Consider the following 23,848-nt stretch of genomic DNA (forward strand, 5'->3'; position numbering starts at 1 on the left):
CGGCCTGCGCCCACGCGCTCCCCGCAATGCGACACAACCCGAATCAAGCGAGGCATCCAGCATGAACCACGAAGTCATCATCACCTGCGCCGTCACGGGCGCGGGCGATACGGTCGGCAAGCATCCGGCGATTCCGGTCACGCCGAAGGAGATCGCGGCCGCCGCGATCGAAGCCGCGAAGGCCGGCGCGACGGTCGCCCACTGCCACGTGCGCGATCCGCAGACGGGGCGCGGCAGCCGCGACCCGAACCTGTATCGCGAAGTGGTCGACCGCATCCGCTCGGCCGACGTCGACGTGATCATCAACCTGACGGCCGGCATGGGCGGCGATCTCGAGATCGGCCCCGGCGAGGACCCGATGCGCTTCGGCAAGGGGACCGACCTGGTCGGCGGTCTCACGCGCCTCGTACACGTCGAGGAACTGCTGCCGGAAATCTGCACGCTCGACTGCGGCACGCTGAATTTCGGCGACGGCGATTACATCTACGTGTCGACACCCGCGCAGTTGCGCGCCGGCGCGAAGCGCATCCAGGAACTCGGCGTGAAGCCGGAGCTGGAGATCTTCGATACGGGCCATCTGTGGTTCGCGAAGCAGCTGCTGAAGGAAGGGCTGCTCGACGATCCGCCGCTGTTCCAGCTGTGCCTGGGCATTCCGTGGGGCGCACCGGCCGATACGGGCACGATGAAGGCAATGGTCGACAACCTGCCGCCGGGCGCGCACTGGGCCGGCTTCGGGATCGGCCGCATGCAGATGCCGATGGTCGCGCAGGCGATGCTGCTCGGCGGTCACGTACGCGTGGGCCTCGAAGACAACATCTGGCTCGATCGCGGTGTGCATGCGACCAACGGCACGCTCGTCGAGCGCGCTCGCGAGATCGTCGAGCGCCTCGGCGGCCGCGTGCTGACGCCGGCCGAAGGCCGCCGCAAGCTCGGCCTGCCGGCGCGCGGCGAACGTGCGCTGGAGCGTCGCGCGATCGCCGAATTCGCGTGAGCTTTTTCACTGACTGACATTGCATGGCGGTATGCGTCGACGCGCGGCCGCCCACCGATTTCCCCTGAATTGAAGGATGTATCGACATGGCAGTGAAGACCGACATCAAGACGTTTGCCGCCATCGGCACCGGCGTGATCGGCAGCGGATGGATTTCCCGCGCGCTCGCGCACGGTCTCGACGTGGTCGTGTGGGACCCGGCGCCGGGCGCCGAAGCGCGGCTGCGCGCGAACGTCGCGAATGCGTGGCCCGCGCTCGAACGCGTCGGCCTCGCACCGGGCGCCGATCCCGCGCGGTTGCGGTTCGTGTCGACGATCGAGGAATGCGTCGCCGATGCCGATTTCATCCAGGAAAGCGCGCCCGAGCGCGAGGCGCTGAAGCTCGAGCTGCACGAACAGATCAGCCGTGCGGCGAAGGCCGATGCGATCATCGCGTCGTCGACGTCGGGGCTGCTGCCGACCGATTTCTACGCGCGGGCGACGCATCCGGAGCGCTGCGTGGTCGGCCATCCGTTCAACCCCGTCTACCTGCTGCCGCTCGTCGAGGTGCTCGGCGGTGCGCGCACGTCGCCGGAAGCGGTCGAAGGCGCGATGGAGGTCTATCGCAAGCTCGGCATGCGGCCGCTGCACGTGCGCAAGGAAGTGCCGGGCTTCATCGCGGATCGTCTGCTGGAAGCGTTGTGGCGGGAGGCGCTGCATCTCGTCAACGAAGGCGTCGCGACGACCGGCGAGATCGACGACGCGATCCGCTTCGGCGCGGGTATCCGCTGGTCGTTCATGGGCACGTTCCTGACCTACACGTTGGCCGGCGGCGATGCGGGCATGCGACACTTCATGCAGCAATTCGGCCCCGCGCTCGAACTGCCGTGGACGAAACTGGTCGCGCCGACGTTGACCGATGCGCTGATCGACAACGTCGTCGAAGGCACGGCCGAACAGCAAGGCACGCGCAGCATCAAGGAACTCGAGCGCTATCGCGACGAGTGCATCACCGAGGTGCTGAAATCGATCGCCGCGGTGAAGGCGCGGCACGGGATGCGATTCGAGGAATAAAGGACAGGCGATGACGGGCGATACTCCGCTGACGATTCACCGCGACGTGGTGCGGCCCGAATGGGTCGACTACAACGGCCACCTGCGCGATGCGTTCTACCTGCTGATCTTCAGCTTCGCGACCGATGCGTTGCTGGATCGCATCGGCCTCGACGACGCCGCGCGTCGCGAGCGGGGGCGCTCGGTCTACACGCTCGAAGCGCACGTGAACTACCTGCACGAGATCAAGGAAGGCACGGCCGTGCGCGTCGATGCGCGCGTGCTCGCGCACGACGCGAAGCGGCTGCACCTGTATCTCGAACTGTTCGCCGACGGGCATGACGACGCGGTATCGGCGAGCGAGCAGATGCTGCTGCACGTCGATACGCGCGACGGCGCGAAATCGGCGCCGTTCGACGACGACGTGGCCGCGCGCGTGGCCGAACTGCACGCATTGCAGCGCGATTGCGCGGCGCCTGCGTATGCGGGCCGCGTGATCGGGCTGCCGCCGCGCCGCTAGCGGCGCGCTTCGCCTTCCGATCTTCACTCTCGACCGCGGAGCGCACACGATGCTCGAACCGGAAATCGCGGCGTTCGTCGCGGCCGTCGACGCGTGGTATCCGGCCGATGCGGCGGCGCGCCCGCCCGACGAACAGCGCCGCCTCTACGACCGCTTCGCGGCCGAATGGACGCCGGCCGCGCTGCCGGCCGGCATCGTGCAGCACGACGCCGCGTGGCGTGCGCCGGACGGCCGCACGATCGCGCTGCGGCGCTATACGTCGGCGCACGGCGCGCCGCGCGGCACGGTGCTGTTTTTTCACGGCGGCGGTTTCGTCGTCGGCTCGCTCGACAGTCATGCGCTGATCACTGCGCAACTGGCCGCCGATACGGGCCTCGACGTGATCGCCGTCGACTACCGGCTGGCGCCCGAACACCGCGCGCCGGCCGCACTCGAAGATTGCGTGGCGGTGACGCGCGCCGCGCGCGATGCACGCTGGCCGTTCGGGCCGTGCGCGCACCCGTTGACCCTCGCGGGCGACAGCGCGGGCGGGATGCTCGCGGCGGCGGTGGCGACCGCGCTGCGCGATGCGGGCGAACGTAACGTGGACGGCATCGCGCTCGTTTATCCGATGCTCGGTTTCGAGCCGCAATCGCCCGCGCGCGAAACGGAAGCGCACGCGCCGATGCTGACGCTCGACGACGTGCATCGTTATCGCGCGCTGTACTGGGGCAGTGACTTGTCCGGCGCGCTGCGGAGCGGCAACCCGCTGCTGCGCGCGTCGGTGCCGCTCGAGGCAGCGCGTTTCGACGGCCTGCCGCCGGTGCTCGCGATCGGCGCGGAGCACGATCCGCTACGCGACGATGCGCGCGTGTACGTCGAACGGATTCGTGCGGCCGGCGGGGTGGCGCGCCACTGGATGGGAGAGGGGCTGGTGCACGGCTGCTGGCGCGCGCTCGGGACGAGCCCGCAGGCCGCATGGATGCACCGGATGGTCGGCGGGTTCTTGCTCGCACCACACGCGTAGCGGGCGTTTTCCGGGAGGCAACGATGCAGGCAGCGGCGCAACACCGTATCGAGGACTGGCGGACGTTTTCGGCCGACGCGGCCATCGCGGCGGCGACGATCGGCGATGACGCGGTGGATATCGAGTGGAGCGACGCACGACGATCGCCGTTCCATTTCGACTGGCTGCGCGACAACTGCGCGTGTGCCGCGTGCGTGCATGCGATCACGCGCGAACAGGTGTTCGAGATCGCCGATGCGAGCGAGGATTTGTCTGCGCTCACCGTGCATGTCGAAACCGACGGTGCGCTGCATGTGGAATGGAACGACGGGCATCGCAGTGCGTGGTCGCCCGGCTGGTTGCGTGCGCATGCATACGACGATGCGTCGCGCGCGGAGCGCCTGGCCGCGCACGGGCGCCACGTATGGACCGGCGACGATGCGACGGCGATCGGCGTGTTCGCGTGGCGCGACGTGATGGAGGACGACCGCGCACTGCTGGCATGGCTCGGCGCTTTGCAGCGCACGGGGCTGACGCTCGTCGAGGGCGTGCCGGCCGAGCGCGGCCGCGTCGACGGGATCGCGCGCCGCATCGGCCTGATCCGCGAAAGCAATTTCGGTGTGCTGTTCGACGTCGAATCGAAGCCGCGCCCGGACAGCAATGCGTATACGTCGCTGAATCTTCCGCCGCACACCGACCTGCCGACACGCGAATTGCAGCCCGGCGTGCAGTTCCTGCACTGCCTCGCGAACGACGCGACGGGCGGCGACAGCATCTTCCTCGACGGCTTCGCGCTAGCGGACGCACTGCGGCGCGAACATCCGGACGATTTCGAACGACTCGCGTCGACGCCGTTCGAGTTCTGGAACAAGAGCGCGAATAGCGACTACCGCTGTTCGGCGCCGGTGATCGGGCTCGATGCGCGCGGCAACGTCACGGAAGTGCGCGTCGCGAACTTCCTGCGCGGGCCGCTCGATGCGCCGGCCGGCTCGGTTGCAGCGGTCTATCGCGCGTACCGGCGATTCCTCGCGCTTGCGCGCGAGCCGCGTTTTCGCGTGCAGCGCCGGCTGCGGGCGGGCGACATGTGGGCGTTCGACAACCGGCGCGTGCTGCATGCGCGCACCGAGTTCGACCCGTCGACGGGCCGCCGGCACTTGCAGGGCTGCTACGTCGATCGCGACGAACTGCTGTCGCGGTGGCGCGTGCTGTCGCGGTCGGCGCCGGCAGGGGCCGTGGCGCGCTGACCGGCGCACACGACGCATTCACGCACACCTCGCCGGGAAAAAGCACCCGGACGCCACGCGTCCGGGCAAAGCCACCCGCTGCCGGGCGGCGGAGGTATGCGTTTCACAAAAAAGACGAGCCCCGCGAAGGGGGCTCGTCCGGACTGCGTCACTTCATCGCGCGATGCGCGGCGCCCGCCGAGGGCGCGTCGGCTTACTGGCCGAAGAAGATCGAATCGCGTGCGTTCGACGATGCGGCCGGCGCGCCCGAGTGGACGAGCGGAGCCGGTTGCGCGCCGTAGCCGCTGGTGTCGGCACCATGAACACGCGCTTCGGCGCTCTGGATGTCGTTCGGGTAGTACGGGCTCGACACGCCCGGCTTGTAGCCGGCTTGTTCGAGCTGGACCAGTTCGTTGCGCACTTGAGCGCGCGTCACGGTGCTTTGCGCGAATGCGCCGAACGAAGCGGACAGGGCGGCAGCGGCAACGACTGCGGAAACGAGCGATTTCATGGTGACCTCCGGTGTTTTATTGAGTTCGCTCTCGACACCATGTCTTGAGCGATTGATCAAATCTTAGTCACCGGCGTGTTCAGGGTAAACGCTGATTTTGACGATAAATTGTTTCCTGACTGGTAACAGTGCGGCGCCGTTTCAGTCTTTCAACGGGCTTTCTTTTCGGTTGACGTAATAAGTATGAAGAATATCGCGCACGCCGGCACGCGGTTCAGCGCGCTTCGGCTGTCGTGTCGAACGGCCGGCCCGGCGCGCGTCCGACGGGCGCGCCGGAGCTGAGGAAGCGCACGCCCGTGGCGGCTTCCGATGCTTCCCACAGCAATGCCGCCGACGCCACGCTGCGCGCCGCGCGCGGCACGCTTGCCGGTGCCGGCAGCCCGCGCGATTCGAACCAGCCGGACGGACCGATGTACGCGCCGCCGGCCAGATCGGGCGACGTCGCCGCATGAATCGCAGGCAGTGCGCCCTGGTCGGCTGGCTGCGCGAGATAACGGTTCGCGGCACGCATCAGCGCGGCGCGGGCCGGCGAGCGGTCCATTGCGGGGCCGGCGAACTGCAGGTTGGTCGCCGCGTAGCCGGGGTGCGCGGCGACGCTGATGCCGGCGAACGCCGCGCGCTCGAAGCGGCGCTGCAACTCGAGTGCGAACACGAGGTTCGCGAGCTTGCTCTCGCAATAGGCGAGATAACGGTTGTAGCGATGCGCGGCGCGCAGGTCGTCGACACGAATCCGGCCGCCGCGGTTGAAGCCGCTCGACATCGTGACGACGCGCGCCCGGCGTGCGGCGCGCAGCGCCGGCAGCAGATGGCCCGTCAGCGCGAAATGGCCGAGATGGTTGGTGCCGAACTGCATCTCGAAGCCGTCGCGCGTGTGTCGCAGCGGCAGGAACATCACGCCGGCGTTGTTGCAGAGGATGTCGACGCGGCCGTGGTGTTCGCCGACGTCGGCCGCGAAGCGCGCGATCGACGCGAGATCGGCGAGGTCGAGCGGATCGACTTCGACGCGTGCATGAGGATGAAGCCGGCGGATCGCGTCGGCGGCCTGCGCGCCGCGGGCGGCGTCGCGGCAGCCCATCACGACCGTCGCGCCTTTCGCGGCCAGCGTTTCCGCGAACTGCCAGCCGAGACCGCTGTTGGCGCCGGTCACGACCGCAACCTTCCCGCCTTGCGCCGGGACGTGGCGCGCACTCCATGCATGCATGTCTGCCTCCATCGGCGCGGCCGATCGGCCGCGGCGCGTAATCGTTACATTGAGTGGTGTAACGATAGTGCGGGCGGACGTAGCAGACAAGCGGAGGAATTAGACCGGCGCTTCTAGGGCTGGCGTACGGCGTGGCGCCGCCGGCCCGGCGCACGGCCGGCGGGTTTTACCTGCTGCCGGCCAGCGCGAGCACTTCGGCGGCGGAGATCATGGCGGCGGCGTTCGCGGGGGCGGGGCGTTCGGCCGGGCGGAATACTTCGTCGCCGCGGTGGATGACCTGGCGCGACAGCGCGCAGGTACCGGTGCGCTGCGCGAAGCGGCGTCGCCAGCGCTGTTCACCGTAGTGGCAGCGGCCGGGTTCGACCCAGCGGACGACGAGCAGCGTATCGGAACGTTCGAGGATTTCGACGTGGACGTCGGCGGGATCGAGCGCAGGCAGGGATTTGGAGGCCTTCATTTTGCCGTTTCCTAAAGCTCGTGCGGGTTCGGCCGTGGCAGTGGATGTCACTACCCGATGGCGATCCGTAGCGGTTTCCATGAGTGGTGCGCTAAATGTAAGCGTCTGTGACCGGAAAAAACATCCTGTCTGGCTCAAATTACCTTTTGCCGATTTAGAAACAATCCACGCTTATTTTCTTGAAAAACTGACGACAAAAGGCCCCGGACGGGAAGTCCGGGGCGAAAATCGGCCCGCGCGCCGTGTCTGCTCGCCCAGTCACGGGGTACATCGCCGGGGACGGAGGTGCCCGCAGAGATCCGGCGCGGGCGGGGAGGCGATGTACCGGAAGCGCGGTCCGGCAACGCCATGATGGCGCGCACAACCCGTTGACACCCTGACGCGAACATGACTTTTTTGTCAGTTTGCCTGTCCGCCGTGCCGAACGTTGCGGAAGAAGTGGCTGGAACCCCCGTCGGTATTGGGTGCGAGCGGATCGCCGGGCGACGCCTCGACGCTACTTTCGCGCTGAATTTCGTGCGCCGGACGGATTCTTCGGCCCCGGGTAAATACTGAATCCCAATTTCGTGACAAACGCGCGATCCGTTCCTATGATTGGTTGGACCTTTAGTCCTTTGTGCCAATCGGCCGATGGGCGGCCGGCTTTTTCGGAGAGATGCTCATGAGATTGCAGGGCAAACGCGCGCTGGTGACGGCGGCCGGGCAGGGCATCGGCCGCGCGACCGCGCTGCGCTTCGCGAGCGAGGGCGCCGACGTGCTGGCGACCGACATCAACGAAGCCGCGCTGGTGCGGCTCGAAGCCGACGCCGAGCGCGCGGGCGGCCGGGTGGCCACGCGGCGGCTCGACGTCACCGACGCGAACGACATCGCCGCGCTCGCCGCGGGCGAGCGCGCGTTCGACGTGCTGTTCAACTGCGCGGGCTACGTGCACCACGGCTCGATCCTCGAGTGCGACGAAGACGCGTGGGCGTTTTCGCTGAACCTGAACGTCACGTCGATGTACCGGCTGATCCGCGCGCTGTTGCCCGCGATGCTCGAAGCGGGCGGCGCGTCGATCGTCAACATGGCGTCGGCGGCGTCGAGCGTGAAGGGCGTGCCGAACCGCTTCGTGTACGGCACCACCAAGGCGGCCGTGATCGGGCTGACCAAGGCGGTGGCGGCCGATTTCGTCGAGCGGGGCATCCGCTGCAACGCGATCTGCCCGGGCACGATCGAATCGCCGTCGCTGGCGCAGCGGATCGAGGACCAGGCGCGCACGCGCCACGTGTCCGCCGACGAGGTGCGCCAGGCGTTCGTCGCGCGCCAGCCGATCGGCCGCATCGGCACCGCGGACGAGGTCGCCGCGCTCGCGCTGTACTTGGCGTCCGACGAAGCGTCGTTCACCACCGGCACGATTCACCTGATCGACGGCGGCTGGTCGAACTGACCGTGTCGAACTGACCGTGTCTGACCGACCGTATCGAACCGGCCGCACCTTCCATTCACTTTCCGTTTCTGTTCATACGACGCTATGAAACTGCTGAGATTTGGCGACAAACACCATGAAAAGCCGGGCCTGCTGGATGCGCAGGGCCACATTCGCGACCTGTCCGGCGTGATCGACGACATCGCCGGCGACGTGCTGACCCCTGCGTCGCTCGCACGGCTGCGCGACATCCCGCCGTCGTCGCTGCCGCTCGTCGAGGGCACGCCGCGGCTCGGCGCGTGCGTCGGCCGCGTCGGCAAGTTCATCTGCATCGGGCTCAACTACTCGGATCACGCGGCCGAATCGGGGATGGAGGTACCGAAGGAGCCCGTCGTGTTCGGCAAGTGGACGAGCGCGATCTCGGGCCCGAACGACGACGTCGAGATCCCGCGCGGCTCGGAGAAGACCGACTGGGAAGTCGAGCTCGGCGTGGTGATCGGCCAGGGCGGCCGCTATATCGACGAAGCCGATGCGCTGTCGCACGTCGCGGGTTATTGCGTCGTGAACGACGTGTCGGAGCGCGAATACCAGCTCGAGCGCGGTGGCACGTGGGACAAGGGCAAGGGCAACGACACGTTCGGCCCGCTGGGCCCGTGGCTCGTGACGGCCGACGAAGTGCCCGATCCGCACGCGCTGCGGCTGTGGCTGGAGGTGGACGGCCACCGCTACCAGAACGGCACGACCGCGACGATGGTGTTCCGCGTGCCGCACCTGATCAGCTACCTGAGCCGCTTCATGAGCCTGCAGCCGGGCGACGTGATCTCGACCGGCACGCCGCCGGGCGTCGGCCTCGGGCAGAAGCCGCCCGTCTATCTGCGCGCCGGACAGGTGATCACGCTCGGCATCGACGGCCTCGGCGAGCAACGCCAGCGCACCGTGCAGGCCTGATTTCCTTCAACGGACGGTTCGTCATGCCTATCATTCGATCGATGCGCGTCCTCGACGTGCGCTTTCCGACCTCGCGCCAGCTCGACGGCTCCGACGCGATGAATCCGGACCCCGATTATTCGGCGGCCTACGTCGTGCTCGAAACCGACCGCGACGGCCTCGAAGGTCACGGGCTCACGTTCACCATCGGGCGCGGCAACGAAATCTGCTGCGCGGCGATCGATGCGATGCGCCACCTCGTCGTCGGCCTCGACCTCGACTGGATCCGCGAGGACATGGGCCGGTTCTGGCGGCACGTCACGTCGGACAGCCAGTTGCGCTGGATCGGCCCCGACAAGGGGGCGATCCACCTAGCGACGGGCGCCGTCGTCAATGCGGTGTGGGATTTGTGGGCGAAGGCCGTCGGCAAGCCGCTATGGCGGCTTGTCGCCGACATGAGCCCGGAGGAACTGGTGCGGGCGATCGACTTCCGCTACCTGACCGACTGCCTGAGCCCGGACGAAGCGCTCGACCTGCTGCGCCGGCAGGCGCCCGGCAAGCCCGCGCGGATCGCCGCGCTGGAGCGCGACGGCTACCCGTGCTACACGACGTCGGCGGGCTGGCTCGGCTACAGCGACGACAAGCTGCGCCGGCTGTGCCGCGAGGCGGTGGAAGAAGGGTTCGAGTACGTGAAACTGAAAGTCGGCGCGAACCTCGAGGACGACATCCGCCGCGTGACGATCGCGCGCGAGGTGATCGGCCCCGACCGCAAGCTGATGATCGACGCGAACCAGGTGTGGGAAGTCGACGAGGCGATCGACTGGGTGCGCGAGCTCGCATTCGCGCGGCCGTGGTTCATCGAGGAGCCGACGAGCCCCGACGACGTCGAAGGGCATCGCAAGATCCGCAAGGCGATTGCGCCGGTGCAGGTCGCGACCGGCGAGATGTGCCAGAACCGCGTGCTGTTCAAGCAGTTCATCGCGCGCGGCGCGATCGACGTCGTGCAGATCGACGCGTGCCGGCTCGGCGGCGTGAACGAGATTCTCGCGGTGATGCTGATGGCCGCGAAGTACGGGCTGCCGGTGTGCCCGCACGCGGGCGGCGTCGGGCTGTGCGAATACGTGCAGCACCTGTCGATGATCGACTATGTGTGTATTTCCGGTACGAAGGAAGGGCGCGTGACCGAGTACGTCGATCACCTGCACGAGCATTTCGTCGAACCGTGCGTGGTGCGCGGCGCGGCGTACATGCCGCCGACGGCGCCCGGCTTCTCGATCGAGATGAAGCCCGAATCGCTGGAGCAGTACCGGTTCCGCGGCTGACGCATGGCAACGCACGACGGCGCACCGCGCGCGTCGTGCGCGGCGACAACATGAACGACGGAGACGCGAAGTGGATTTGAATCTGCAAGACAAGGTCGTGATCGTGACCGGCGGCGCGTCGGGCATCGGCGCCGCGATCTCGATGCGGCTGGCCGACGAAGGTGCGATCCCGGTGGTATTCGCGCGGCACGCGCCCGACGATGCGTTCTGGCGCGCACTCGAGCAGAAACAGCCGCGCGCCGCGTGCGTGAGCGTCGAGCTGCAGGACGACGCGCAGTGCCGCGACGCCGTTGCGCAGACCATCGCGCGTTTCGGCCGCATCGACGGCCTCGTCAACAACGCGGGCATCAACGACAGCATCGGGCTCGACGCCGGGCGCGATGCGTTCGTCGCGTCGCTCGAGCGCAACCTGATCCACTACTACGTGATGGCGCACTACTGCGTGCCGCACCTGAGGGCGGCGCGCGGCGCGATCGTCAACATCTCGTCGAAGACGGCCGTGACCGGGCAGGGCAACACGAGCGGCTATTGCGCGTCGAAAGGTGGGCAGCTCGCGCTGACGCGCGAATGGGCCGTCGCGTTGCGCGACGACGGCGTGCGCGTGAACGCGGTGATCCCCGCCGAAGTGATGACGCCGCTGTACCGGAACTGGTTGGCAGGCTTCGACGATCCGGACGCGAAGCTCGCCGGCATCGCGGGCAAGGTGCCGCTCGGCCGGCGCTTCACGACGGCCGACGAGATCGCCGACACGGTCGTGTTCCTGCTGTCGGATCGCGCGTCGCACACGACGGGCCAGTGGCTGTTCGTCGACGGCGGCTATACGCATCTCGATCGCGCGATCAGCTGAGGGCCGCGATTCATGCAACCCGACCCGAACCCGAACGCCGCGCCGCCGCTGATCGCGCTGACCGGCATCGGCAAGCGCTTTCCGGGCGTGCAGGCGCTCGACGATTGCCGTTTCGACCTGCGCGCGGGCGAAGTGCATGCGCTGATGGGCGAGAACGGCGCCGGCAAGTCGACGCTGATGAAGATTCTCGCGGGCGTCTATCAGCGCGATGCCGGCGAAATCCGAATGGACGGCCGCCCGGTGGAGATCGCCGATCCGCGTGCCGCGCAGGCGCTCGGCATCGGCATCATCCATCAGGAACTGAACCTGATGAACCACCTGAGCGTCGCGCAGAACATCTTCATCGGCCGCGAGCCGCGCGGGCGCTTCGGCGTGTTCGTCGACGAAGACCGGCTGAACCGCGACGCGGCCGCGATTTTCCAGCGGATGCGGCTCGATCTCGATCCACGCACGCCTGTGGGCAGGCTGACGGTCGCGAAGCAGCAGATGGTCGAGATCGCGAAGGCGCTGTCGTTCGACTCGCGCGCGCTGATCATGGACGAGCCGACCGCCGCGCTGAACAACGCGGAGATCGCCGAACTGTTCCGCATCATTCGCGACCTGCGCGCGAACGGGGTTGGCATCGTCTACATCTCGCACAAGATGGACGAGCTGCGCCAGATCGCCGATCGCGTGACCGTGATGCGCGACGGCAAGTACGTCGCGACCGTGCCGATGGCGCAGACGTCGATGGAGTCGATCATTTCGATGATGGTCGGCCGCCAGCTCGATACGGACACCCGCACGCCGCCCGATACGTCCGCGAACGATATCGCGCTCGAAGTGCGCGGGCTGTCGCGCGGCCGCGCGATCCGCGACGTCGGCTTCACGCTGCGGCGCGGCGAGATCCTCGGCTTCGCCGGGCTGATGGGCGCGGGCCGCACCGAGGTCGCGCGCGCGGTGTTCGGCGCGGACCCGGTCGATGCCGGCGAGATCCGCGTGCAGGGCAGGACCGTGACGATCCGCACGCCCGCCGACGCGGTGAAGGCCGGCATCGGCTATCTGTCCGAGGATCGCAAGCACTTCGGGCTCGCGGTCGGGATGGACGTGCAGAACAACATCGCGCTGTCGAGCATGCGCCGCTTCGTGCGCCGCGGCATGTTCCTCGATGCGCGCGGGATGCGCGAGGCCGCGCAGTCTTACGTGCGGCAGCTCGCGATCCGCACGCCGTCGGTCGCGCAGCCCGCGCGGCTGCTGTCGGGCGGCAACCAGCAGAAGATCGTGATCGCGAAGTGGCTGCTGCGCGACTGCGACATCCTGTTCTTCGACGAGCCGACGCGCGGCATCGACGTCGGCGCGAAAAGCGAGATCTACAAGCTGCTCGATGCGCTCGCCGCCGACGGCAAGGCGATCGTGATGATCTCGTCGGAGCTGCCCGAGGTGCTGCGCATGAGCCACCGGATTCTCGTGATGTGCGAAGGCCGCGTGACCGGCGAATTGCGCGCGGCCGACGCCACGCAGGAAAGGATCATGCAGCTCGCGACGCAGCGCGAGTCGACCGTGTTGCCCTGATTGCCTCGATTGTCCCGATTCAGACGCCTACCCGATCATGTCCAACGATACGCACCCCGTTCCGCCCCTTGCCACCGGCGACACGCCGGCCGCCGCATCGCGCCTGAAATCGCGCTTCTTCAATCCGGCCGCGCGGCAGAAGCTGCTCGCGTTCGCGAGCCTCGTGCTGCTGATCGTGTTCTTCAGCTTCGCGTCGTCGAACTTCCTCGAAGTCGACAATCTCGTGTCGATCCTGCAGGCGACCGCCGTAAACGGCGTGCTGGCCGTCGCCTGTACGTACGTGATCATCACGTCCGGCATCGACCTGTCGGTCGGCACGCTGATGACGTTCTGCGCGGTGATGGCCGGCGTCGTGCTGACGAAATGGGGGATGCCGCTGCCGCTCGGGATCCTGGCCGCATTGTGCTTCGGCGCGCTGTCGGGCTGCGTATCGGGCTTCGTGATCGCGAAGATGAAGGTGCCGCCGTTCATCGCGACGCTCGGCATGATGATGCTGCTCAAGGGGCTGTCGCTCGTGATCTCGGGCACGCGGCCGATCTACTTCAACGACACGCCGGGCTTCACGTCGATCGCGCAGGATTCGCTGATCGGCAACCTGATCCCCGCGCTGCCGATCCCGAACGCGGTGCTGATCCTGTTCCTCGTCGCGATCGGCGCGTCGATCGTGCTGAACCGCACCATCTTCGGCCGCTACACGTTCGCGCTCGGCAGCAACGAGGAGGCGCTGCGGCTATCCGGCGTGAACGTCGACGCATGGAAGATCGCCGTCTACACGTTCAGCGGCGCGGTGTGCGGGATCGCCGGCCTGCTGATCGCGTCGCGGCTGAACTCCGCGCAGCCGGCGCTCGGGCAGGGCTACGAGCTCGATGCGATCGCGGCCGTCGTGATCGGCGGCACGTCGCTGTCCGGCGGCGCGGGCAGCATCGTCGGCACCATCATCGGCGCGTTCATCATGAGCGTGCTGACCAACGGCCTGCGCATCATGTCGGTCGCGCAGGAATGGCAGACGGTCGTGACGGGCGTGATCATCATCCTCGCCGTCTATGTGGACATCCTGCGCCGGCGCCGCCGCTGACGCGCCGACACGCATGGGCTTCACCGCCGGCCGGGCCGGCATTTCAGTCGATACCAACCAAGGAGACGCGAAGTGATCAGGAGCAAGGTGTTGAACGCGATCGTCGGGCTGACGTTCGCCGTCGGCGTCACGGCCGGCGCGCAGGCGCAGGAAACCTATATCCCGCTGATCTCGAAGGGCTTCCAGCATCAGTTCTGGCAGGCCGTGAAATCGGGCGCGACGCAGGCCGCGAAGGACTACAAGGTGAAGGTGACGTTCGAAGGGCCCGAAACCGAGGCGATGGTCGACAAGCAGATCGACATGCTGTCCGCCGCGATCGCGAAGAAGCCGGCCGCGCTCGGCTTCGCGGCGCTCGACAGCAAGGCCGCGCTGCCGCTGCTGAAGAAGGCGCAGGCCGAGAAGATTCCGGTGATCGCGTTCGACTCGGGGGTGGACAGCGACATTCCGGTGACGACGGCCGCGACCAACAACAAGGCGGCCGCTGCGCTCGCCGCCGACAAGCTTGCCGCGCTGATCGGCGACGAAGGGCAGGTGGCCGTGGTCGCGCACGACCAGACGAGCCGCACCGGCATCGACCGCCGCGACGGCTTCCTCGAACGAATGAAGTCGGCGCACCCGAAGGTGCAGGTCGTGACCGTGCAGTACGGCGAAGGCGATCAACTGAAATCGACCGAAGTGACGAAGTCGATCCTGCAGGCGTATCCCAAGCTCAAGGGGCTGTTCGGCACCAACGAAGGCTCGGCGATCGGCGTGGTCAACGGCGTGCGTGAGATGAAGCGCAAGGTCGTGATCGTCGGCTACGATTCCGGCAAGCAGCAGAAGGACGCGATCCGCAGCGGGCTGATGGCCGGCGCGATCACGCAGAACCCGATCGGGATCGGCTACAAGACGGTCGAGGCGGCCGTGAAGGCGATCAAGGGCGAGAAGCTGCCGAAGGTCATCGATACCGGCTTCTACTGGTACGACAAGACCAATATCGACGATCCGAAGATCGCGGCGGTGTTGTACGACTGAACGTGGCGGAATGGCGGGGCGGCGATGCGGGCCGCCGCCGCGACGATCGAACACGAGGGCATCATGGGCGCAGTGCGCATCGATTCGCATCAGCACTTCTGGCGTTATCGCGCGGCCGACTATCCATGGATCGGACCGGACATGGGCGTGCTCGCACGCGACTACCTGCCCGACGCGCTGTGGCCGCAGATGCATGCGCAGGCGCTCGGCGCATCGATCGCGGTGCAGGCGCGCGCCGGCCGCGACGAGACGGCGTTCCTGCTCGATCTGGCGCGCGACGATGCGCGCATCGCGGCGGTGGTCGGCTGGGAGGATCTCGGTGCGCCGGCGCTGGCCGACCGTGTCGCCGAGTGGCGCAGCCCGAAGCTGCGCGGTTTTCGTCATCAGGTGCAGGACGAAGCCGACGTCGGCGCGTTCGTCGCCGATCCCGGCTTCAATCGCGGCGTCGCGTGGCTGCAGGCGAACGGCTACGTGTACGACGTGCTCGTATTCGAGCGCCAGTTGCCTGACGTGCGTGTGTTTTGCGCGCGGCACGACGCGCACTGGCTCGTGCTCGACCACGTCGGCAAGCCGGCGCTTGCCGAGTTCGAACGCGACGACACGGCGCTCGCACGCTGGCGCGCGTCGCTGCGCGAACTCGGCGCGCTGCCGCACGTCGCGTGCAAGCTGTCGGGGCTCGTGACCGAAGCCGACTGGCGGTGCGGCCTGCGCGCGCAGGACATCCGGCACATCGAGCAGTGCCTCGACGCGGCGCTCGACGCGTTCGGCCCGCAGCGGCTGATGTTCGGATCGGACTGGCCCGTGTGCCTGCTCGCGGCGTCGTACGACGAAGTGGCGTCGTTGGTCGAGCGCTGGGCCGAATCGCGGCTGTCGGCGGCCGAACGCGGCGCGCTGTGGGGCGGCACGGCCGCGCGTTGCTACGCGGTGCCGGGCGACGTGAAGCGCGGCATATAAAATAGGCGCGAACGGTCTGCCGATTCGTCGGGCCGTCCGGAACGAAACCGATTACCAGCGTCAACGTATGTCCATCCAGCCGATTCAGAACCGCCGCCTCTACCAGCAGATCGCCGACAAGCTCAGTGCGATGATCGAGTCCGGCGATTTCCCGCCGGGCAGCTATCTGCCGCCCGAGCGCGAACTCGCCGAACGGTTCGGCGTGTCGCGCACGTCGGTGCGCGAGGCGCTGATCGCGCTCGAAGTGAACGGGCTCGTCAGCGTGCGCGTCGGCGACGGCGTGAAGGTGCGCCATCCCGAAACGGCCGCCGCGCCCGAACCCGCGCCGGCGCCCGATGCGACGGTAACGGTTGCGCCGTTCTCGATCGTCGAGATCGATCCGGAGCTCGGCATCGCGCTCGATCTCGACACGGAAATCCCGCCGTTCGCGCTGCTGCAGGCACGCCGGCTGATCGAGCCGGAAGCCGCGTCGCTGGCCGCGCAGCACGGCTCGGACGCGCAGATCGAAGGCATTCACGAAGCGTTCCTGCGCAATCAGGACGACAACCGCAGCGGCTCGCTCACGCACCCGGGCGACCGGCTGTTCCATATCCGCATCGCGGAAGCGAGCGACAATCCGGCATATGCGCTGATGATCAAGCAGTTGCTCGCGCACAAGTACGACCCGATGTTCCAGCGGCTGCAGTCGCTGTACATGCCGAACGACATGTCGCACCGGTCGGAGCGCGAGCATCGCGCGATCCTCGACGCGATCCGCGCGCGCGACCCCGACGCCGCGCGCCGCGCGATGGCCGAGCATCTCGACGAAGTGATCCGCATCTTCGGCCGCGCGCTCGACTGAGCGCGCGCGTCGATTCCCTGCAGATTCGGAAGCGGCGGGCGCGATGCGCCCCCTTCCGGCTGGCGACGCGGCCTCCGTCCCGCACGAGGACGCCGGCCGCCGGGACCGAACGAACGCTGCGATGCGAGCGCCGCGCGCCGGCCCACCGGCACGCCGCTCGCGCGCCGAATGGAGTGTGACGAATGCGCGTGAACGATTGCCACAATTTCCACGACTTCCGTGAGCTGGCCAGACGGCGGTTGCCGGGACCGATCTTCAATTACATCGACGGCGCGGCCGACGATGAAGCCACGTATCGACGCAACACGAGCGCGTTCGAGCACTGCGATCTGGTGCCGAACGTATTGCGCGGCGTGCGCGATGTCGACCTGTCGGTGACGGTCATGGGGCAGAAGCTCGGCATGCCGGTTTATTGTTCGCCGACGGCGCTGCAACGCCTGTTTCATCATGACGGCGAGCGCGCGGTCGCCGCCGCGGCCGCGAAGTTCGACACGATGTTCGGAGTGTCGTCGCTCGGCACCGTGAGCCTGGAGGAAGCCCGTGCGATCAGCCAGGGCCCGCAGGTGTACCAGTTCTACTTTCACAAGGATCGCGGCCTCAACCGCGAGATGATGAACCGCTCGAGGCAGGCCGGCGTGAACGTGATGATGCTGACGGTGGACAGCATCACCGGCGGCAATCGCGAGCGCGACAAGCGCACCGGCTTCTCGATTCCGTTCCGGCTGACGCTCGCGGGGCTGACCGAGTTCGCGTTGAAGCCGGCCTGGGCGTTCAACTATCTGACCCACGAGCGGTTCCGTTTGCCGCAACTCGACCGGCACGTCGATATGGGCGGCGGCGCGATGTCGATCAGCCGCTACTTCACGGACATGCTCGATCCGTCGATGTCATGGGACGACGTCGCCGCGATGGTGCGGGAGTGGAACGGGCAGTTTTGCCTGAAAGGCGTGATGTCGGTCGACGACGCCCGCAGGGCGGTGGACATCGGCTGCACCGGCATCGTGTTGTCGAACCACGGCGGCCGGCAACTGGACGGTTCGCGCGCCGCGTTCGATCAGCTTGCCGAGATCGTCGACGCGGTGGGCGACCGGATCGACGTGATGATGGACGGCGGCGTGCAGCGGGGTTCGCACGTACTGAAAGCGCTGGCGCTGGGTGCGAAGGCGGTCGGCCTGGGGCGTTACTACCTGTTCCCGCTCGCCGCCGCAGGGCAGCCCGGCGTCGAGCGCGCGTTGCAGCTGATGCGGGCGGAGATCGAACGGGATATGCGGCTGATGGGCTGCGCCGCCGTTTCGCAGCTCGGGCGGGATCAGCTTCGCTTTCGCTGACGGCGGGTGCGACGCCGTTCGGGCGCGCGCGCCGGCCGGTATCGCGCTCAGAAGCGATCCGCGCGATACGGCGCCGGATCGGTGAACGGCGCCTCGCCGGTCATCATCTCGGCCAGCAGCCGGCCGGTGACGGGGCCGAGCGTCAACCCGTGATGGTTGTGCCCGAACGCGAACCACAGCCCGCGATGCGCGGGCGCGGGGCCGATCACCGGGCGCATGTCTGGCGTGCACGGCCGGAAGCCGAGCCACGGCTGCGGGTCGAGCCGCTCGCCGAACCCGAACACCGGCCGCGCGACGCGTTCCGCGCGCTCGAGCTGCACGCCCGTCGGCGGAAGCCCGCGCCGCGCGATCTCGACGCCCGTCGTCAGCCGCAGCCCGCGCCGCATCGGCGCGATCACGTAACCGTATTCGCGATCGACGATCGGCGCCGACGGCACGCCGCGCGCGGACGGCGCGTAGTGCATGTGGTAGCCGCGCTTCTCGCGCAGCGGGATCTTGTAGCCGAACTTGCCGAACACGGTATCGGACCACGGGCCGAGCGCGACGACGACGGCCGGCGCGGCCGCCGGGCCGTCGTCGGTCCGGACCTGCCAGCCGGGCGACAACGCGTCGAGGCTCGCGGCGTCGCCCGTCAGCAGCGTGCCGCCGCCTTGCACGAACAGTTGCGCATACGCTTTGACGAGCGCGGCCGGATCGATGACGCTTTTCGGATCGAGCCAGTGCAGCGCGCCGCAAAAGCCCGGTGCGAGGCTCGGTTCGTGCGCGAGCAGCGCGGCCGCGTCGAGCGGCGTGATGCCGAGCCCGTGGCGGCGCGCGGTGAGGCCGGCCTCGGCCACGCCGCGTTCGAACGCAGCCGGCGTGCGGAACGCCTCCAGCCAGCCGCTCGCGCGGATCAGTTCGCCGGCGCCGGCCCGCGCGATCAGTGCGTCGTGTTCGACGATGCAGCGTTCGATCAGCGGCAGCATGTCGCGCGAAGCCGCCGCGTGGCGCAGCGGCGCCGATTCCCACCAGAACCGTGCGAGCCACGGCGCGAACGCGGGCAGCGACGCGCTGTGCCAGTAGAGATCGGTCGAGCGGTTCAGCGCATAGCGCATCAGCGTGAACGGGCTGCGCGGGAACGGATACGGTTCGACCGACGAGCGCTCGATCAGCCCCGCATTGCCGAAGCTCGTGCCTTCGCCGGGCGCGCCGCGATCGACGAGGGCAACCTTGCGGCCGCGATCCTGCAGGTGCAGCGCGGCGGAGACGCCGACGATGCCGGCGCCGAGAACGATGACGTCGAAATCCATCGATGGTGAATGACGGTTGGCGGGGCGCCTGCCCGCGGTACGGTGCGCGCGCCCGGGTTGGACAGTGTTCGAGCTGCAAGCATACTCGCGGCGGCGCGCGGCACCAAGGGGCGCGTCGCTAACGGAGCAGGTCGCGCCACGCGGCAGAAAGCTGACGCGCGGCATCAAAGCACACCGCGTCGCCGCCGGGCGCACCGATCAACTGCACGCCGACCGGCAGTTCGCCCGATGCGAAGCACGGCGCGCTGACGACCGGCAGCCCCGCGAATGAGATCGGCTGGGTCAGCAGGCCGAGCATCTTCGCGGGTTCGAGCGCGACGCCGTTGACGTCGACGGTCGCGTCGGTGAAGCGCGGTGCCGCACAGGGCGTCGCGGCCGCGAGCAGCACGTCGTAGTGCGCGAACAGTGCTTCGATGCGCGCGCGCCAGGCGGCACGGCGGGCGAGCGCGTGACGATACGTGGCGTCGGACGTCGCGAGGCCGGCCGCGAGGCGCGCGCGCAGGCGTTCGGAGACGAGCGCCGTCGAGGCGTCGAGCAACCCGCGATGGGCGCGCGCGAGCTCCACGTTCGAGATCACGAGCGCCGCTTCGCGCACGAGCGCGACCTCGTCGCTGGCGACGGGCACGGCATCGCTCGCCCGCAGGCACGCCGCTGCGCGCCGGACCGCGCGGCGCGCATTCGCATCGGCATGCATTTCGAAATCGCCGGTCAGCACGGCGACGCGAAGCGCGGCGGCCGGATCGCGAGCCGGTTGTGCGCACGGTACATGTGCTTCGCACAGCGTGTCATACGGCACCGCAAGATCGTCGATGTCGTTCGCGAACCAGCCGACGGTATCGAGCGAGTCGGCATACGGCAGGCAGCCGGCCCGCGACAGCCGTCCGTCGCCGGGGCGAAACCCCCACACGCCGCACAGCGCCGCCGGCGCGCGGATCGAGCCGTTGGTGTCGCTGCCGAGCGCAAGCGGCACGTATCCGGCGGCGACCGAGGCGGCCGAGCCGCTCGACGAGCCGCCCGTCATGCGCGTCGGGTCGGCCGGCAGATGCACCGCGCCATAGTGCGGATTCACGCCGGTGGCGCCGCACGCGAGTTCGTCCATCTGCGTCGCGCCGATGGGAACCGCGCCGGCCGCGCACAGTCGCGCAACGATCGGCGCATCGGCGACGGCGGCCGGCAACGCGGCGCGCGCCGGCGATCCGGCAACCGTCGTATGACCCGCCACGTCGATATTCCATTTCACGAGGAACGGCACGCCTGCCAGCGGGCCCGGGTCGCGCCCGTCCCGCACGAGGCGGTCGATGCGCCGCGCATCGCGCCGTGCCCGCGCGTCGAAGGTGAGTGCGCACGCGTTGATCGCGCTGTCACTCGCGGCGATGTCGGCGAGCACGCGCTGTACGAGCGACTCCGCACTCACCCGCCCGGTGCGCACCCCGGCCGCCAACGCCAGCGCGCTGCGCATCGACGGCGCCGCGCTCACGTGCGCACCATGAGCCGGCGCGGAATCGACAGGATCAGCGCGGCCGCGGCGAACAGCGTGAAGGCGAGCAGCGCGACGCCTGGCTCGGTGCTGCCCGTCAATCCGGTGGCATAGCCCATCAGCGTCGGGCCGACGAACCCGGCGACGGCCGCGCCGATGTTGACGAGCCCGGCGCCGCCCGCAGCCGCTTCTCCCGCGAGAATTCGCGACGGCAGGCTCCAGAACATCGCGAGCGTGCTCATGATGCCGGCCACGCCGACGGTCAGGCACGCGACCGCGAGCACGGGATGCGCGCGCATGCCGAGGCTCGCGAGCAGCGCGACGCCGCCGATCGCGACCGGCAGCGCCGTATGCCAGCGTCGCTCGCCGGTCCGCACCGAATGCTGCGCGTTCGCGACCATCGCGACCGACGCGACCAGGTAGGGGATGGCGCCGATCAAGCCGGTTTCGAGGTTGCTCGACGACCCGAGCGCCTTGATCATCGTCGGCATCCAGAACACGAGCCCATAGTTGCCGACGTTGTAGAGGAACGACGTCGCGAACAGCAGCCACAGGGTCGGCTCGCGCAGCGCGGCGCGGAGGTGGGTGCGCTTGCCGGCTGCTTCCCGCGCCATCTCCGCGTGAATCATCCGCTTTTCCGTATCGGTCAGCCAGGTTGCATCGTCGATCCGGTCCGTCACACGCACGAGCAGGTACAGGCCGAGCACGATGGCCGGCAGGCCTTCGATCACGAACATCCACTGCCAGCCGCGCAGCCCGAAGCCGCCGTGCGTGGCGTCCATGATCCAGCCCGACAGCGGCCCGCCGACGATCACGCCGAGCGGCATCGCGAGAAACAGGAAGGCCATGACCTTCGCGAGCCGGTGCGACGGAAACCACACGCTGAAGTATGCGATCACGGCCGGAAAGAAGCTCGCTTCGGTCACGCCGAGCAGGAAGCGCAGCGCGTAGAAGCTCACGGTGTCGCGGGTCGCGAGCGTGGCGACCGACACGGCGCCCCACGTCAGCATCGAGCCGGCGAGACAGCGCTTCACGCCGATCCGCCGCACGAGCCAGCCGGCCGGCACCTGCAGCAGCAGGTAGCCGACGAAGAACAGGCCCGCGCCGACGCCGTAGGCCGCGTCCGTGAGATGCAGGTCCGTCACCATCTGCAGCTTCGCGAAGCCGACGTTGACGCGGTCGAGATAGCCGAAGAAATAGCAGACCAGGATCAGCGGAATGATGCGTCGGCTCAAGCGCGCATACAGCGCGTCGAGGCTGGGAGCGGCGGCTTCCGCGAGCGCGGGCGGGCCGGCTTGCATGCCGCGCGGCGTGGCGGCACCGTTGGGATTCGTCATGGTGACTCCGTGCAGTTGAACTCCGCGGCGGCTGCCGCGACACCGCGACCGCGCGCCGTCGATCGGCCGGTTCTAGATGCCGCGGCGCAGCGCCCGGCCGGGACGCGTGCCGGTGTGCCGGCCATGTTCGAGCACGGGCCGCCCGTTGACGAACACGTGCTCGATGCCTTCGGGGCGTAGTTTCGGCTCGCGAACGTCGCGCGATCGATCACGCGGGCGGGGTCGAACACGACGAGATCGGCGTAATGGCCGACCGCGAGCCGTCCGCGCCCCGCGATGCCGAACTGCTCGGCGGTGAGGCCCGTCATCTTGCGCACGGCGGTTTCGAGCGGGAACAGGCCGCGCTCGCGGGAGAATTCGCCGAGCACGCGCGGGAACGTGCCCCACAAGCGCGGGTGCGGGCGCATGTCGTTGGGCAGGCCATCGGAGCCGACCATCGTCAGTTCGTGACGGATGATGCGCTCGACATCCGCCTCGTCCATCACGAAGTAGATCGCGCCGGCGGGGCGCAGCGCGTCGATCGCGGCGTCGACGGAATCGCCGAACAGCGGCAGCAGTTCATGGAAGTCGCGGCCCGCGAGTTCGGGATGCGGCTTCGACCACGCGAGGATCACGCGCGACGACTGGCGAATGCGATCCGCGCGCAGCATCGTCGACGTGGCCGGATACGGATGGCAGTCCAGACACAGCGGTTGTCGCGTGCGCTGCGCGTCGACATGCGCGAGCGTTTCGACCGAGCGGCCATGATTGGCCTTGCCGGCCACCTTGTGATGCGAGAGCACGACGCGCACGTCGAGCGCGCGCCCGATCGAGAACGCTTCGTCGAGCGACGCGATGATCGCGTCGGTTTCGTCGCGCAGGTGCGTCGCGAACACGCCGCCCGTCTCGCGCAGCGGCGCGCACACGTCGATCAGTTCGTCCGTCGTCGCGGCGGCGGCGGGTGGGTAGAAGGTGCCCGACGAGACGCCGAACGCACCGGCCGCCATCGCTTCGCGCACGTCGGCCGCCATCGCCGCGATTTCGGCCGCATGGGCGGCGCGGTCGAGATCGGCCACGTGCCGCACGCGCAGCGTCGAGTGGCCGATCAGCGCCGCGGTATTGACGGCGGCGGGCGTTGCGTCGAGCGCGTCGAGATACGCGCGAAAGGACGGGAAGCGGAACGACTGCCAGGCGCCCAGCAGGTCGAGCGGTTGCGGCACGTCGCGTTCGGCGAGCAACGGCGCGAGACTGATGCCGCAATTGCCGGCGATCACCGTCGTGACGCCCTGGGCGACCTTCGGCTCGACGTCGGGATCGGTCAGCACGAATGCGTCGTCGTGCGTGTGGCTGTCGATGAAGCCCGGCGCGACGACGAGGCCGCTCGCATCGAGCGTGTGCGTGGCCGTCGCCTCGCCCAGATCGCCGATGGCGGCGATGCGCTCGCCGGTCACGCCGAGATCGGCCTCGAAGCGTGCGGCTCCGGTGCCGTCGATCAATTCGCCGCGACGCAGGATCACGTCGAAATGCATGGTGGCTCCTCCAGAAGTCGTCCGGAGCCGGCGCGCTAGCCGTTTCCGTCGTTC

General features: G+C 68.6%; 21 protein-coding genes and 1 pseudogene. 15 read left to right on the forward strand and 7 right to left on the reverse strand.

The features are described 5' to 3' along the window. Window positions 1-61: 61 nt before the first annotated feature. The 5 genes from WT24_RS02775 to WT24_RS02795 all read left to right on the forward strand — a co-directional run bounded on the left by WT24_RS02775 (window position 62) and on the right by WT24_RS02795 (window position 4,771). A complete protein-coding gene (locus WT24_RS02775) occupies window positions 62-991 on the forward strand; it encodes a 3-keto-5-aminohexanoate cleavage protein (RefSeq protein ID WP_034204290.1) in 930 nt (309 codons plus the stop codon). A gap of 86 nt (window positions 992-1,077) precedes the next feature. Beyond that, window positions 1,078-2,043: an L-carnitine dehydrogenase gene (locus tag WT24_RS02780; protein WP_060031073.1), complete on the forward strand. Its 966-nt coding sequence runs from the start codon at window positions 1,078-1,080 to the stop codon at window positions 2,041-2,043. Between the two features lie 10 nt (window positions 2,044-2,053). After that, window positions 2,054-2,542: a thioesterase family protein gene (locus tag WT24_RS02785; protein WP_060031075.1), complete on the forward strand. Its 489-nt coding sequence runs from the start codon at window positions 2,054-2,056 to the stop codon at window positions 2,540-2,542. 49 nt (window positions 2,543-2,591) lie between these two features. Next, window positions 2,592-3,548 (forward strand): alpha/beta hydrolase, encoded by a 957-nt coding sequence (locus WT24_RS02790; RefSeq protein WP_060031078.1) that lies wholly within the window; start codon window positions 2,592-2,594, stop codon window positions 3,546-3,548. Window positions 3,549-3,571: 23 nt separating this feature from the next. Beyond that, window positions 3,572-4,771: a TauD/TfdA family dioxygenase gene (locus WT24_RS02795; RefSeq protein WP_060031080.1), complete on the forward strand. Its 1,200-nt coding sequence runs from the start codon at window positions 3,572-3,574 to the stop codon at window positions 4,769-4,771. 193 nt (window positions 4,772-4,964) lie between these two features. On the opposite strand, the gene WT24_RS02800 is transcribed toward WT24_RS02795, so the two are convergent. The 3 genes from WT24_RS02800 to WT24_RS02810 form a co-directional block, all read right to left on the reverse strand. Beyond that, on the reverse strand, window positions 4,965-5,261 hold the full coding sequence (locus WT24_RS02800; RefSeq protein ID WP_034204295.1) for a DUF4148 domain-containing protein: 297 nt from the start codon (window positions 5,259-5,261) through the stop codon (window positions 4,965-4,967). A 214-nt stretch (window positions 5,262-5,475) separates the two neighbouring features. Beyond that, window positions 5,476-6,462, reverse strand: a complete 987-nt coding sequence (locus WT24_RS02805; RefSeq protein WP_060031131.1) for an oxidoreductase — start codon at window positions 6,460-6,462, stop codon at window positions 5,476-5,478. Between the two features lie 166 nt (window positions 6,463-6,628). Beyond that, window positions 6,629-6,919, reverse strand: a complete 291-nt coding sequence (locus WT24_RS02810) for a DUF3331 domain-containing protein (RefSeq protein WP_006484717.1) — start codon at window positions 6,917-6,919, stop codon at window positions 6,629-6,631. Between the two features lie 661 nt (window positions 6,920-7,580). On the opposite strand from WT24_RS02810, the gene WT24_RS02815 reads away from it, so the two are divergent. The 10 genes from WT24_RS02815 (at window position 7,581) to WT24_RS02860 (ending at window position 18,183) form a co-directional block, all read left to right on the forward strand. Further along, a complete protein-coding gene (locus WT24_RS02815; protein ID WP_060031134.1) occupies window positions 7,581-8,345 on the forward strand; it encodes an SDR family oxidoreductase in 765 nt (254 codons plus the stop codon). Between the two features lie 84 nt (window positions 8,346-8,429). After that, on the forward strand, window positions 8,430-9,272 hold the full coding sequence (locus WT24_RS02820) for an ureidoglycolate lyase (RefSeq protein ID WP_059502362.1): 843 nt from the start codon (window positions 8,430-8,432) through the stop codon (window positions 9,270-9,272). A gap of 23 nt (window positions 9,273-9,295) precedes the next feature. Further along, complete coding sequence (locus tag WT24_RS02825) at window positions 9,296-10,573, forward strand: L-fuconate dehydratase (RefSeq protein ID WP_059502364.1); 1,278 nt, start codon at window positions 9,296-9,298, stop codon at window positions 10,571-10,573. A 70-nt stretch (window positions 10,574-10,643) separates the two neighbouring features. Continuing rightward, complete coding sequence (locus WT24_RS02830; RefSeq protein ID WP_059502366.1) at window positions 10,644-11,420, forward strand: SDR family oxidoreductase; 777 nt, start codon at window positions 10,644-10,646, stop codon at window positions 11,418-11,420. A 12-nt stretch (window positions 11,421-11,432) separates the two neighbouring features. After that, a complete protein-coding gene (locus WT24_RS02835; RefSeq protein WP_060031083.1) occupies window positions 11,433-12,971 on the forward strand; it encodes a sugar ABC transporter ATP-binding protein in 1,539 nt (512 codons plus the stop codon). Window positions 12,972-13,008: 37 nt separating this feature from the next. Beyond that, window positions 13,009-14,046, forward strand: coding sequence for an ABC transporter permease (locus tag WT24_RS02840; protein ID WP_059790804.1), 1,038 nt, complete (start codon window positions 13,009-13,011; stop codon window positions 14,044-14,046). Window positions 14,047-14,118: 72 nt separating this feature from the next. Beyond that, window positions 14,119-15,060 (forward strand): ABC transporter substrate-binding protein, encoded by a 942-nt coding sequence (locus WT24_RS02845; RefSeq protein ID WP_059502372.1) that lies wholly within the window; start codon window positions 14,119-14,121, stop codon window positions 15,058-15,060. Between the two features lie 63 nt (window positions 15,061-15,123). Continuing rightward, on the forward strand, window positions 15,124-16,014 hold the full coding sequence (locus WT24_RS02850; protein WP_060031137.1) for an amidohydrolase: 891 nt from the start codon (window positions 15,124-15,126) through the stop codon (window positions 16,012-16,014). 67 nt (window positions 16,015-16,081) lie between these two features. After that, window positions 16,082-16,855, forward strand: a complete 774-nt coding sequence (locus WT24_RS02855) for a FadR/GntR family transcriptional regulator (protein ID WP_060031086.1) — start codon at window positions 16,082-16,084, stop codon at window positions 16,853-16,855. A 182-nt stretch (window positions 16,856-17,037) separates the two neighbouring features. Next, the gene (locus tag WT24_RS02860; protein ID WP_059502375.1) at window positions 17,038-18,183 is read left to right on the forward strand and encodes an alpha-hydroxy acid oxidase; all 1,146 of its coding nucleotides are present in this window, start codon (window positions 17,038-17,040) and stop codon (window positions 18,181-18,183) included. Window positions 18,184-18,230: 47 nt separating this feature from the next. On the opposite strand, the gene WT24_RS02865 is transcribed toward WT24_RS02860, so the two are convergent. The 4 genes and pseudogenes from WT24_RS02865 to WT24_RS02880 form a co-directional block, all read right to left on the reverse strand. Further along, the gene (locus tag WT24_RS02865) at window positions 18,231-19,472 is read right to left on the reverse strand and encodes an FAD-binding oxidoreductase (protein WP_060031089.1); all 1,242 of its coding nucleotides are present in this window, start codon (window positions 19,470-19,472) and stop codon (window positions 18,231-18,233) included. Window positions 19,473-19,590: 118 nt separating this feature from the next. Then, a complete protein-coding gene (locus WT24_RS02870; RefSeq protein WP_060031140.1) occupies window positions 19,591-20,931 on the reverse strand; it encodes an amidase family protein in 1,341 nt (446 codons plus the stop codon). A gap of 14 nt (window positions 20,932-20,945) precedes the next feature. Next, complete coding sequence (locus WT24_RS02875; RefSeq protein ID WP_082742069.1) at window positions 20,946-22,286, reverse strand: MFS transporter; 1,341 nt, start codon at window positions 22,284-22,286, stop codon at window positions 20,946-20,948. A 72-nt stretch (window positions 22,287-22,358) separates the two neighbouring features. After that, window positions 22,359-23,794: pseudogene (locus WT24_RS02880) on the reverse strand (amidohydrolase family protein). Window positions 23,795-23,848 lie beyond the last annotated feature (54 nt).

Source organism: Burkholderia sp. MSMB1078WGS, from assembly GCF_001528895.1.
Taxonomy (GTDB): Bacteria; Pseudomonadota; Gammaproteobacteria; order Burkholderiales; family Burkholderiaceae; genus Burkholderia.